The organism is Massilia aurea (assembly GCF_024753205.1).
Lineage (GTDB): Bacteria > Pseudomonadota > Gammaproteobacteria > Burkholderiales > Burkholderiaceae_D > Telluria > Telluria aurea.
Map to the genome: position 1 here is coordinate 930,674 of NZ_JANUGZ010000002.1, position 12,778 is coordinate 943,451.

Sequence of the window (12,778 nt, forward strand, 5' to 3'; positions counted from 1 at the left end):
TTCGTCATGCGGCTTGCGCCGTGCTTAAAACTTGTAACCCACCGCCAGCACGATCGCCACCGGATCCAGTTTCATGAACTGGGTCTGGCCGGTCGAGAAGTGCACGTCGGTGCGCAGACGCGTCTTGATGACCGTCGCGTCGGCGAACCAGCGCTCGTCGAAGTTCATCGCGATACCGACTTGCGCGCTGTAGGTCAGCTTGTTGTCGATCTTGAAGGTGGTTGGCACGTCGCTGCCAGGATTGGTGATCGAGGTCAGCTTGCCGTTACCGCGTTCCTTCATGAAATACGCGTAGGTCGGGCCCACGCCGATGAACGGACGGAAGGCCGCGGTCGGCGCGAAGAAGCGGTACTGGAAGAACGCGGTCGGCGGCAGCGCCTCGACCGTGCCCACCGAACCCACGCCGGTGATCGCGCCCGCACCATAGATCTGGTGCTTGTATGGCGTGCCGAGGGCGCCCTCGACCGACAGATTGTCGGTGAAGCTGTACGACAGAATCACGACCGGCTGCATGTCGTTGCCGACGTCGGCCTTGGTGCCTGGCAGTGCCGGCGCGCTGATGTCGCCGCTTTCGACCTTCGGCATCAGTCGGTTGAAACCGATTTTGGCGGTGATCTGACCGGCCGATTGCGCCGACGCGCCCGTGGCGAACGCCAGTGCGGCGGCGACACCCGCAACCTTGGCGATACTGCTAAAACGAACTTTCATGACTTCTCCTGATAGATGTGTGAGGGCCCGCCGCCAGGGCAGGCCCGCCGCTCGTTGCTGAGAACCTGCTTACAGCCAGCCCTTGATAGCCATGTCCTTGAAGACGTAGCGGGCGATAAGGTCGTTCTCGAATGGGGTCGGATGGATCCCGTCGGCGAACATGTAGCGGCTCACATCACCTGCCACCGTGTTGTTGGCGGTGCAGATCAGCGAGGTCCCACCCAGCGCGTTGTTGGCGCACGCCGGGGTACTGGTGTTGGTCAAGCCATACGGGCCAGGATTTTTCACCTGGTCGTTGCTGACCGAGTACAGATCGGAGTACAGCACGCGCGCATCGTCAGCGCCCAGGCCGGCCTTGAGCTGCGTGTTGAAGGCATTGACCATCGCGGCGACCAGCGACTGGATCGCAGCCGGACGCGACTTCGCGGTCGGCGTGCTGGCCACGTCAGGCAGGTTGGCAACGATCACGTACTTCGCGCCCTTGGCCAGCAGTTCGTTCCTGACCAGGCCAGCCATCTGCGCACCGGCAGTGCCCAGCGCTGTCACCATCGCGGTGGCGTTGGCAGTAGCGTAAGCGCCGGCAGCGGTGTTGCCGGCAGCAGTGCCGTCCGCTTGCGCGGCGGTCACGAGCGGACCGTACACGGCAGGTGCGGCAACAGCCGAATTGCCCGGCTGGGTGGCGGCAGCGCGCACGGCAGCAGCGACCAGGGTCGCATCGGTCTTGCCTGGACGGGCATTCTCGGTGGCGATCGCGGCCAGGATTGCCTGGGTGGCGGCTTGCGGGTTGGTGGCGGTGGCGCCGAGGCGGGTGGCCAGGGCGCCAGCGAAGGCTTGCGCACCGGCGGCGGTGCCGGCGCTGGTCACGGCTGCCAGTTGCATCAGCACGTCATTGCCGCCCGACAGGACCGTCACGAGCTCGGTGCCGGTGAATTTGTTGCCAGAACGGGCCAGGTGGTTGGCGATCTGGGTGACCATCGGGGTGGTCATTTCGCCGATCGGCGAGCCGGTCGCGGCATTGCCCGGGCCGATCGGATTGACCACGCGCGAGCCGCCCTGGGCGTAGTTGAAGCAATTTGGATTGTTGACGATCGGAACCGAGAAGCCAAGCGATGCGTCACCTTGCAGGCCGGTCTGCGCAGCGCATGGCGCCGGCAGTTTGAGCTGAGCAGCCATGAAGTCAAGCCAGATCTTGCCGTTCAGGTCTTCGCTCTTGGCGGTGCTGTCACCGTTGATGGTGAACTTGCCGCCGCCGGCTGCCGCCACGGCGCCAACACGGTAGGTGCCAACGTCCGACAGGCTGTCGCCGAACGAGACCTGGTTGGTGAACGTGACCCTGGTAGCCTGGTCGCCGCCCGCTGGGCTCGTGCCGCCGCCGCACGCGGACAGCAGCGCTGCCGTCAGCACGGCCAGCGCAAATTTGGTTTGACGCATTGTGTCTCCTGAGTTGAATTTTTTTCTAAACGAACGCTCGTGCTATTCGCTGCTTGCTTACTATGCCAGCGTTCATTACCCATGTATAGCAAAATCCATTGCTTAATGGCCGTTGCGATACGTACCTATCAGATGCGATGGGTCTGGCTGTCGGGGTCGGATTATAACCATCCTTTACTCGGCAGAAAGTGGGGAATTTGTAACGGGAGGCGGTAAGTCGCGGCGTACTTACGCCCCATCAATCGATTCGTTGATGTGAATTAAACGTTTGGTCGACTGTTGAGCAAACCGTGGACGATGCCCGTCGATCCATGCGCAGCGCGGCGCAGGCGATCGTTGACGCCCAACCACTCACCCTGCTGCGGCGGCGATTCGACCAGGATGACGTCGGCGCCCTGCCCGTCCATCGCGCGCAGCGCGGCGTACAGCGCATGGGCGAAGCCGGCAGGCCGCGGCGGCAGGCGCTGCGCGGCGTGGGTTTCCGGCATGGTGCTGACGTGGATCAGCGCGACCTTGCGTCCGGCCGCGTGCAGCTGCTCGATCGTCTCGAGCAGCACCGCGCGCTCCTGCATCGCCACTGGCGTGTGCGGTGCGTAATGCGATTCGAGCGTGCCCGAGGCGCGCGGCGCGGCCGCATCGGCGGCGGCCGGCATGCGGTCGATCACGGCCGCGATCGCCTCGGCGCTGATGTGGCCAGGGCGCAGCAGCACCGGGCCAAGCGTGTCCAGACGCGACAGGTCGACAATCGTCGATTCGATGCCAACCTGCGAGGGGCCGCCATCGAGCACCATCGCCACCGTGTCGTCCATGGCGAATTCGTCGATGACGTGATCGGCCAGCGTCGGGCTGACATGCCCGAACTTGTTGGCCGACGGCGCGGCGATGCCGCCCTTGCCGCCCTTGAACGCGCGCAGCAGCGCCAGCGCCACGGGGTGCGACGGGCAGCGCAGGCCGACCGTGTCCTGGCCGCCGCTGACGGCATCGGGAATGTTCGGCGCACGTTTCAGGATCATCGTCAGCGGACCGGGCCAGAAGGCCGCGGCCAGCGCGCCGGCCTCGGGCGGAATGTCGCAGGCCCAGTAGTCGAGCGGGGCTTCCGGCGCCAGGTGCACGATCACGGGATGGTCTTGCGGGCGGCCCTTGGCCGCGTAGATGGCGGCCACCGCAGCCGGATTCTCGGCATCGGCGCCCAGGCCGTACACGGTCTCGGTCGGGAACGCGACCAGCTCGCCCTCTTCGAGCAGGCGGGCGGCGGTGTCGATGACCGACTGGTCGATCTGCAGGTCGGTCATGGTCAGGCTTCGATGCCGAGGATGGCGCAGGCGGCGCGCAGACTGGCCTGCGCTTCGCCGAGGGTCGGCGCAACGAAGGTCACGTGGCCCATCTTGCGGGCGCGGCGCGGATCGTCCTTGCCGTACAGGTGCAGGTTGGCGCCCGGCAGCGCCAGCACGCGGTCCCAGGCCGGTTCGCGCGTGTTGTCAGTGTCACCGTCAAACCACACGTCGCCCAGGATGTTGAGCATGACGCTCGGCGAATGCTGGCGCACGTCGCCCAGCGGCAGGCGCGCCATCGCGCGCACCTGCTGCGCGAACTGGCTCGTGATACAGGCATCGATCGTGTAGTGGCCGCTGTTGTGCGGGCGTGGCGCCATTTCGTTGACGACCAGCGTGCCGTCGTCGAGCACGAAGAACTCGATGCACAGCACACCGACGTAACCCAGCTGGTCAACGATGGCGCGCGCCGCATCCTGGGCCTGGCGGGCGCATTCGGGCGACACGTTCGGGCCCGGCACGGTGGTGGTAAACAGGATGCCGTCGCGATGCACGTTTTCGGCGATCGGGTACACGACCGAGGCGCCATCAATGCCGCGCGCGGTCAGCACCGACACTTCATAGGCCAGCGGCAGCATCTTTTCAAGCATGCAGGTCACGCCGTCCATATCGTCGAAGGCTGCGCGCACATCGTCGCGCGTGCGCACGCGCACCTGGCCCTTGCCGTCGTAACCCAGGCGCACGGTTTTCAGAATACCCGGCAGCAGATCGTCACCGATGGCGTCGATGTCGGCGTGCGAGGCGATCGTCTTGTGCGGCGCCGGCATCACCTTCGAGGTTGGCGCGCACTCGACAAAGAAACGCTTTTCGGCGATGCGGTCCTGGGCGATCGACACGCACGATGCACCGGGTGCGACAAAACTGCCTTCGGCCAGCAGTTGCAGGCTGGCGGCCGGGACGTTCTCGAACTCGGTCGTCACGGCGGCGCACAGCGCGCGCAGTTCGGCCAGCGCCGCCGCATCGTCGTAGTTGCCTTCGATGGTGCGATCGGCAACCTGCCCGGCCGGACAATCGGCGCTCGGTTCGAGCACGGCAACCTGGTAGCCCATGCTTTGCGCGGCATGCGCGAACATGCGGCCAAGCTGGCCGCCGCCCATCACGCCAAGCCAGGTGGACGGATCGGCCGATGGAAGAATTGGAGAAGTCTGCTGCGCTTGGGTCATCGGATCAAACAGGTAAGGTCATGGCCTGGGCGGCGGCGGTCTGGTCTCGGCGGAACTGCTCCAGTTTTTCGGCCAGCGCCTCATCATTGGCAGCAAGGATCGCCACGGCGGTCAGGGCCGCGTTGGCGGCGCCTGCCTCACCGATGGCAAACGTTGCTACCGGCACGCCTTTGGGCATCTGCACGATCGACAGCAGCGAGTCTTCGCCACGCAGGTACTTCGATGGCACGGGCACGCCCAGCACCGGCACGATGGTCTTGGCGGCCACCATGCCAGGCAGGTGCGCCGCGCCGCCGGCGCCGGCGATGATCGCGCGTAGGCCGCGCGCGCGGGCTGTCTCGGCGTAGGTGAACATTTCGTCCGGCATGCGGTGGGCCGAAATCACCGAGGCTTCGAACGGCACGCCGAACTGCTTCAGGATCGCGACCGCGTTCTGCATCACGTCCCAGTCGGACGACGAGCCCATGATGACGCCGACGAGCGGCTTGGATTGCTCGGTCATCGCTTATGCCTTCAGCTTTTCGCCGGTCAGGCGTTCGATGGCCTCGAAATACTTGGCCTGGGTTTTGTCGATGACGTCCTGCGGCAGGTTCGGCGCCGGTGCGGTCTTTGGCCACTCGGTCAGCGTTTCGAGATAGTCGCGCACGAACTGCTTGTCGAACGATGGCGGCGACATGCCCGGCGCGTACGAATCGGCTGGCCAGAAGCGCGACGAATCGGCGGTCAGCACTTCGTCCATCAGGTGCAGCACGTTGTTGTCGTCCAGGCCGAATTCGAACTTGGTGTCGGCGATGATGATGCCGCGCGTGGCCGCGTATTCGGCAGCGGTCGTGTAGAGCTTGATGCTGATGTCGCGCATCTTGGCGGCCAGTTCGGCGCCGATTTTTTCTTCCATCTGGGCGAACGAGATGTTTTCGTCGTGCTCGCCCAGGTCGGCCTTGGCAGCCGGCGTGAAGATCGGCTCCGGCAGCTTTTCAGCTTGCTGAAGACCGGCCGGCAGCGAGATGCCGCAGATGGCGCCGCTTTGCTGATAATCCTTCCAGCCCGAACCGATGATGTAGCCGCGCACGACGGCTTCGACCATGATCGGTTTCAGGCGCTTGGCCACGACCGCGCGGCCGGTCACCTGCTCGACTTCGTTCGGCGCGACCACGCTTTCCGGCGCAACGCCGGTCAGGTGGTTCGGCACGATGTGACCGAGCTTCTCGAACCAGAAATCGCTCATCTGGTTCAGTACCTTGCCCTTGCCGGGAATCGGCTCGTTCATGACCACGTCGAAGGCCGACAGGCGGTCGGTGGTGACGATCAGGATCTTGTCGTCGCCAACGGCGTAGTTATCGCGCACCTTGCCGTGACCGAGCAGTGGCAGGAACTGAATGGAGGATTGGTAGAGGCTGTTCATAGATGGGGTATCAGGAAAGCGGAACCGGCGGAACGGGCCGCCGGTTGTGAAAGTCAGGCAGTAAAGCCTGGTCAATGCGATATTTTACGTCAATTTGCGACGCGGGCGATCGAACCCGGGGATGGCGGCGTTGCCGCCATCCGTGCAGTTTATTGAACGATCTGCGACAGCTCGCCGGCCTTGTAGCGCTCGGCCATCTTGTCGAGCGGGATCGGCTTGATCTTGTCAGCCTGGCCTTCGCAGCCAAACGACAGGAAGCGCGCCTTGCACACGTCCATTGCCGCTTCGCGCGCCGGCTTCAGGTAATCGCGTGGATCGAACTTCGACGGATTCTGGAACATGTACTTGCGAATCGCGGCCGTCATCGCCAGGCGAATGTCGGTGTCAATATTGATCTTGCGAACACCGTGCTTGATGCCTTCCTGGATCTCTTCGACCGGCACGCCGTAGGTCTCTTTCATGTCGCCGCCGAATTCGCGGATGATCGCCAGCAGTTCTTGTGGCACCGACGACGAACCGTGCATCACCAGGTGGGTGTTCGGGATGCGCGCGTGAATCTCTTTGATGCGGTCGATCGCCAGGATGTCGCCGGTTGGCTTGCGCGTGAACTTGTACGCCCCGTGCGAGGTGCCGATGGCAATTGCCAGCGCGTCGCACTGGGTGCGCTTGACGAAGTCGGCGGCCTGGTCGACGTCGGTCAGCAGCTGCTCGCGGGTCATGGCGCCGTCGGCGCCGTGACCGTCTTCCTTGTCGCCCATCATCGTTTCGAGCGAACCGAGCACGCCCAGTTCGGCTTCGACGGTCACGCCGATCGAGTGCGCGAACTTGACGACTTCTTGCGAGACAGCGACGTTGTATTCATAGCTGGCGACGCTCTTGCCATCGGCCTCGAGCGAACCGTCCATCATCACCGACGAGAAACCCGAACGGATCGCGGCCATGCAAACTGCCGGCGACTGGCCGTGATCCTGGTGCATGACGACCGGGATGTGCGGATAGGCTTCGACAGCAGCGTCGATCAGGTGACGCAGGAAGGCTTCGCCCGCGTACTTGCGCGCGCCGGCCGAGGCCTGCATGATCACCGGGCTGTTGACAGCGTCGGCGGCAGCCATGATGGCCTGCACCTGTTCGAGGTTGTTGACGTTAAATGCCGGCAAGCCGTAGCCGTTTTCGGCGGCGTGGTCCAGCAACTGACGCAGTGATACGAGTGCCATGGTAGTACTCCAAACAATAAAGAAACTTGTCGGGAAGCGGCGCGCGCCGAGCGCAGCATGCCGGACAACCAGCATGCCGTGAACGCATCAGGCGCGGCGCCGCGTCCCCTTAATCATATTCGCCCACACGCACGATCTTGAGCGCATTGGTGCCGCCGGCTTCGCCCATTGGCGAGCCCCACGTCACCACGATCAGGTCGCCCTTGCGTACGTAACCTTCGTTCATCAACAGCTCTTCGGCCTTGCGCAACACGGCGTGGCTGCCGCCTTCCTGCTCGAGGTGGAAGGCGCGCACATTGCGGTACAGCGAAGCCTTGCGCTCGGTCGTCTTGAGCGGGGTCAGTGCCAGGATCGGCGTATCGATGCTGTGACGGCTCATCCACAACGCGGTCGAGCCCGATTCGGTCAGCGCCACGATCGCTTTCACGCGCAGGTGATGCGCGGTAAACAGCGTACCGTACGCGATGGTCTGGTCGATACGGGTGAACTGTTTGTTGAGGAAGTCGACGTCGACCTTGTTGTATTCGGACATCTCGGCTTCGAGGCAGACCGCCGCCATCATCTCGACGGTTTCGATCGGGTACTTGCCCGATGCGGTCTCGGCTGAGGTCATGACGGCATCGGTGCCATCGAGCACGGCGTTGGCGACGTCCGAGACTTCGGCGCGGGTCGGCACCGCGTTGACGATCATCGACTCCATCATCTGGGTCGCCGTGATGGCCAGCTTGTTCGAATCGCGCGCCATGCGGATCATGCGCTTTTGCAGCGCCGGCACGGCAGCGTTACCGACTTCAACGGCCAGGTCGCCACGGGCAACCATGATGCCATCCGACGCATCCAGAATCTCTTGCAGCAGCGGAATCGCTTCGGCGCGCTCGATCTTGGCAATCATCATCGGCTTGTGGCCGTACGGCTCGCCGGCGATATTGGCCAGCTGGCGCGCCATTTCCATGTCGGTCGCGCTTTTCGGGAACGAAATGGCCAGGTAGTCGGCCTGGAAGCTCATCGCGGTCTTGATGTCTTCCATGTCCTTCGACGTCAGGGCCGGCGCAGTCAGGCCGCCGCCCTGGCGGTTGATGCCCTTGTTGTTCGACAGCTCGCCGCCCACTTTGACGGTGGTGCAGATTTCGTGGCCGGCAACGCGGTCGACGATCAGCACGATCAGGCCGTCGTTGAGCAGCAGCCTGTCGCCCGGCTTGACGTCACGCGGCAGCGCCTTGTAGTCCAGGCCCACGCGCTCCTGGTTGCCCAGTTCGCCGTTCTCGCCCCACTTGGCGTCCAGGATGAACCCGTCGCCATTGGTCAGGAAAATCTTGCCTTCTTCAAACTTGCCGACGCGGATCTTCGGACCCTGCATGTCGGCCATGATGGCCACTTCACGGCCGCACTCGGCGGCGGCGCGGCGTACCAAGGTGGCCCGGTCGATGTGATCCTGGGCCTTCCCGTGCGAAAAGTTCAGGCGTACGACGTCGACGCCGGCGCGGATCATTTTGACGAGAATATCGAAGTCGGTCGATGCTGGGCCGATGGTTGCGACGATCTTGGTGCCACGGTACATGAAGTGTCCTTGTAAAAAACAAAGCGCAGCCACGGCTGCGCTAGGGTCTCATTTATGCTGCAGACTGCGCGCTGCGTTGCAGCAGGATATCCACCGCCGGCAGCGTTTTTCCTTCCAGGAATTCCAGGAAGGCGCCACCACCGGTCGAAATGTAGCCGATCTGGTCGGCGATCTTGTATTTTGCAATCGCGGCCAGGGTGTCGCCGCCACCGGCGATCGAGAAGCCCTTGGAACCGGCGATGGCCAGCGCCAGGGTCTTGGTGCCCTCGGCGAACTGGTCGAATTCAAACACGCCGACCGGACCGTTCCAGACGATCGTGCCGGCCGTGGCGACCTGCTCTGCCAGCATGGCGGCGGTCTGCGGGCCGATGTCGAGGATCATGTCGTCGTCTTGTACGTCAGCCACCAGCTTGACGGTGGCAGCGGCCGTTGGCGCAAATTCCTTGGCGCACACGACGTCGACAGGGATCGGCACCTGCGCGCCGCGCGCGGCCATCTTGTCGATGATGGCTTTGGCTTCATTCACCAGGTCGTTTTCAACGAGCGACTTGCCGATGTTCAAGCCGACGGCCTTCATGAACGTGTTGGCGATGCCGCCGCCGACGATCAGGTTGTCGACCTTGTCGGCCAGGCTTTGCAGGATCGTGAGCTTGCTCGAGACTTTCGAGCCGGCGACGATCGCCAGCAGCGGGCGCTGCGGCTGGCCGAGGGCCTTGCCCAGTGCGTCGAGTTCGGCGGCGAGCAGCGGGCCTGCGGCGACGATCGGTGCAAACTTGGCGATGCCGTGCGTGGTGGCTTCAGCGCGGTGCGCGGTGCCGAACGCGTCGTTGACGTACACATCGCACAGCTTGGCCATTTTCTGGGCCAGTTCGTCGTTGTTTTTCTTTTCGCCCGCATTCACGCGGCAATTTTCCAGCAACACGACCGAACCCGGTGCGACATCGACGCCGTCGACCCAGTTTTGCTTGAGTTCGACTGGCTGGCCGAGCAGCTCGGACAGGCGCGCAGCGACCGGCGCCAGGCTGTCTTCCGGCTTGAACGCGCCTTCGGTCGGCCGACCGAGGTGCGACGTCACCATCACTGCCGCGCCCGCCTTGATGGCGGCCTGGATCGCTGGCACCGAAGCACGAATGCGCGTGTCTTCGGTGATATTGCCAGCGTCATCTTGTGGCACATTCAGGTCGGCGCGAATGAAGACGCGCTTGCCCTGCAGGGCGTTCTGATCGATCAGGTCTTGCAAACGGGTGAAACGGCGGGAAGCGTCCATTGGTCAGCGTGGCAATAGTGAAAAAACGTCATTGTACATTAGCGGAGTGCGAAAAATCCTCGCGAGCGGAAGGCGTGGCGGTCGAGAAGCGCAGCTGTACGGACGTACAGCGAGCATCGCAAACCGGCACGCCGACGCGCAGCAGATTTTGCGCGGTCTGCTAGGCGGCGGCGCCAAAAACGTGCAGAACGCGCAATGCCGTAAAGACAAGCATGCCGAATAAAATCGTCAGCAGCATGTTACGGCGCCACACATAGAACGCAAACGCGGCCAGCCCCGCCAGCAGCTTCGGATTGGCCAGCGTGAACTGCAGCCCGCCCTGCGGATCGATCAGAAAATCGGGCCCGATGATGGCTGCCAGCGCGCAGGCGGGTGCATAGCGCAGCATTTCCTGCACCCGTGGCGGAATCGATACGCGGTGGCCGATCAGCCAGAACGAACTGCGCGTGGCGGCCGTGGCCACGCACAGCACGCCAATCACCACCCAGATTTCCCAGTCAGCCACGGCGCGCCTTTATCTTGTCCATTGTTTCTTCGATCACCATCGCCGTCACCATCCCGACCAGCACCGCCAGCAGCAAGCCCAGCTTGTAAGGCAACTCATAGGCCAGCACCGAAACCGTGCCCGCCACCAGCACGCCGCACAAGGCCGCGCGGTTGATCATCAACGGCACCATGATGCAGAGGATGGCCAGCGTGCCGGCAAAGCCCAGGCCCCACTCGGCTGGCACGGTGCTGCCCAGGAACACCCCGATCACCGAACCAATCTGCCAGGCGCCCCAGTTCGGGAACATCAAGCCCTTCAGGTACGACAGCTTGCCCACGGCCGGCGTCGGAGTCGGATATTTCTGCAAGAACAAAGCGACGGAAATATCGCCCGAGATATAACCAAGATACAGGCGCTGACGCCACGGCAAGTGGGCAAAGTGCGGCGCGAGCAGCGCGGAAAAGATCACGAAGCGCAGATTGACGACCAGCGCTGTGGCGAAGATGACCCAGATCGGCGCCTGCGCCGCAATCAGCGGCAACGACGCCAGTTGCGCGGAGCCGGCGAACACCAGCAGCGTCATGCCCAGCGCCTGCGGTACGGACAGGCCACTCTTGACCATGGCGATGCCCACCACCAGGCCCCAGGCGGCGATGCCGAACAGCGTCGGCAGGCCGGTCTTGAAACCGTCACGGAATGCGTCGCGATCGGGCGCGTCGCCAATCGTGACTTGGAGCTGGCCAGCCGGCTCGCCCGCGTTCACGGACATGGTGGTGTGGCAGTCATGCAACTTGCCGACGGCGAAATGACGGCTGGGACGACAGCGGCGGTCTGGAAACAGAGGGGCATGAAACGCATGGAATGGGTCGTGGCCTCTTGCGAAAGGGCACTTGGGCTCAATATGTTGAGCGCATTATTTTACGGTCATTTCGACAATAGAGCGAATCCGTTAGAATCCTGTCTTTGCCCACCTGCCAGACGGAGACACCAGATGACCCAAAAGACGATGCCAATCGTGGAACTCACGGCGAAAGACCTGCCGGCGCACTGCCCGAACCCGGCCATGCCGCTGTGGTCGTCGCACCCGCGCGTCTTCCTCGATTTCGACCACCATGGCGAGGCGAAATGCCCGTACTGCGGTACCGGCTACCGCCTGGCGCCGGGCACGGTGCTCAAGAACCATTGATCTTTCGGGGCGTACGCGACTGCGCGCGCCCCTCTCCTCACTTCTTCATGCCCTACCGCGCACCACGCTGGCTGCCTGGCGGCCATCTCCAGACCATCTATCCGGCGACCTGCATCGCCAAGCCGCCCGTTGCCTACCGCCGCGAGCGCTGGACGAGTGCGGACGGCGACTTCGTCGACCTTGATTTTGTCGACGGCCAGCCGGGCCAGCCGCTGGTGGTGCTGTTTCACGGGCTGGAAGGCTCGTCGGACAGCCATTACGCACGGGCGCTGATGGCGGCGCTGGCTGCGCGCGGCTGGTCGGGCGTGGTGCCGCATTTCCGGGGCTGCTCGGGCGAGCCGAATCTGGCGCCCCGCTTCTATCACTCGGGCGACGCGGCAGAAGTCGAGTGGATCGTGCGCGCGCTGCGCACGCGCCATGACGGCGTGTTCTACGCGGCCGGCGTCTCGCTGGGCGGCAACGCGCTGCTGCGCTGGCTGGGCGAATCGGGCCATGGCGCATCGATCGTGGATGCGGCGTGCGCGGTCTCGGCCCCGCTCGATCTGGCGCGCGGCGGCGCGGCGCTGTCGTCGGGCTTCAACATGATTTACACGCGGATGTTCCTGCAGACGCTCAAGCCCAAGTGCCTGGCCAAGCTCGACCAGTTTCCGGGCCTGTTCGACCGCGCCGCGCTGCTCGCCGCGCGCGACCTGTACGCGTTCGACAATGTGGTGACCGCGCCGCTGCACGGCTACCGCGACACCGACGACTACTGGCACCGCGCCAGCGCGCGCCATGTATTGGACGCGATCACCGTGCCAACACTGGTGCTCAATGCGCGCAACGATCCGTTCCTCCCGGGGATGTACCTGCCGGCGACGGCATCGGCTGCGGTGACGCTCGAGTACCCGGCCACCGGCGGGCATGTGGGCTTTCCGACCGGGCCGTTTCCGGGACGGATCGACTGGCTGGCGCAGCGCATCCTGCAACATTTCGATGGCGTGGCGGGCACGCGCGCGCTGACCGGCGCCGAACTGTGCGATGCTGGCTGA

General features: G+C 64.1%; 13 protein-coding genes. 2 read left to right on the plus strand and 11 right to left on the minus strand.

The genetic code is table 11. From position 1 onward, the window contains the following. Positions 1-24 precede the first annotated feature (24 nt). From NX775_RS09630 to NX775_RS09680, 11 genes are all read right to left on the minus strand, one after another. Positions 25-708, minus strand: a complete 684-nt coding sequence (locus NX775_RS09630) for an OmpW/AlkL family protein (RefSeq protein ID WP_258835800.1) — start codon at positions 706-708, stop codon at positions 25-27. A 69-nt stretch (positions 709-777) separates the two neighbouring features. Then, on the minus strand, positions 778-2,139 hold the full coding sequence (locus tag NX775_RS09635; protein ID WP_258835801.1) for an SGNH/GDSL hydrolase family protein: 1,362 nt from the start codon (positions 2,137-2,139) through the stop codon (positions 778-780). A 260-nt stretch (positions 2,140-2,399) separates the two neighbouring features. Beyond that, a complete protein-coding gene (locus NX775_RS09640; RefSeq protein ID WP_258835802.1) occupies positions 2,400-3,431 on the minus strand; it encodes an L-threonylcarbamoyladenylate synthase in 1,032 nt (343 codons plus the stop codon). Between the two features lie 2 nt (positions 3,432-3,433). Next, the gene (locus NX775_RS09645) at positions 3,434-4,633 is read right to left on the minus strand and encodes a 5-(carboxyamino)imidazole ribonucleotide synthase (RefSeq protein ID WP_258835803.1); all 1,200 of its coding nucleotides are present in this window, start codon (positions 4,631-4,633) and stop codon (positions 3,434-3,436) included. A gap of 4 nt (positions 4,634-4,637) precedes the next feature. Then, positions 4,638-5,135 carry a 5-(carboxyamino)imidazole ribonucleotide mutase gene (gene purE, locus NX775_RS09650; protein ID WP_258835804.1) on the minus strand — a complete coding sequence of 166 codons (498 nt, stop codon included), beginning with the start codon at positions 5,133-5,135 and terminating at the stop codon, positions 4,638-4,640. 3 nt (positions 5,136-5,138) lie between these two features. Then, positions 5,139-6,035: a phosphoribosylaminoimidazolesuccinocarboxamide synthase gene (locus tag NX775_RS09655; RefSeq protein ID WP_258835805.1), complete on the minus strand. Its 897-nt coding sequence runs from the start codon at positions 6,033-6,035 to the stop codon at positions 5,139-5,141. A 149-nt stretch (positions 6,036-6,184) separates the two neighbouring features. Further along, positions 6,185-7,249 carry a class II fructose-bisphosphate aldolase gene (fba, locus tag NX775_RS09660; protein ID WP_183556144.1) on the minus strand — a complete coding sequence of 355 codons (1,065 nt, stop codon included), beginning with the start codon at positions 7,247-7,249 and terminating at the stop codon, positions 6,185-6,187. Between the two features lie 109 nt (positions 7,250-7,358). After that, positions 7,359-8,807, minus strand: a complete 1,449-nt coding sequence (gene pyk, locus NX775_RS09665; RefSeq protein ID WP_258835806.1) for a pyruvate kinase — start codon at positions 8,805-8,807, stop codon at positions 7,359-7,361. Positions 8,808-8,859: 52 nt separating this feature from the next. Further along, entirely contained in the window at positions 8,860-10,074 is a 1,215-nt protein-coding gene (locus NX775_RS09670) for a phosphoglycerate kinase (protein WP_183556142.1), read from the minus strand. Between the two features lie 160 nt (positions 10,075-10,234). After that, entirely contained in the window at positions 10,235-10,579 is a 345-nt protein-coding gene (locus tag NX775_RS09675; protein WP_258835807.1) for an AzlD domain-containing protein, read from the minus strand. Then, on the minus strand, positions 10,572-11,330 hold the full coding sequence (locus NX775_RS09680) for an AzlC family ABC transporter permease (protein ID WP_307732153.1): 759 nt from the start codon (positions 11,328-11,330) through the stop codon (positions 10,572-10,574). Before NX775_RS09680 ends, NX775_RS09675 begins: the two co-directional genes overlap by 8 nt. A 222-nt stretch (positions 11,331-11,552) precedes the next feature. Between NX775_RS09680 and NX775_RS09685 the strand changes: the two genes are divergently transcribed. Both NX775_RS09685 and NX775_RS09690 read left to right on the plus strand, forming a co-directional pair. Further along, entirely contained in the window at positions 11,553-11,747 is a 195-nt protein-coding gene (locus NX775_RS09685) for a zinc-finger domain-containing protein (RefSeq protein ID WP_183556139.1), read from the plus strand. Positions 11,748-11,794: 47 nt separating this feature from the next. Then, the gene (locus NX775_RS09690) at positions 11,795-12,778 is read left to right on the plus strand and encodes a YheT family hydrolase (RefSeq protein WP_258835808.1); all 984 of its coding nucleotides are present in this window, start codon (positions 11,795-11,797) and stop codon (positions 12,776-12,778) included.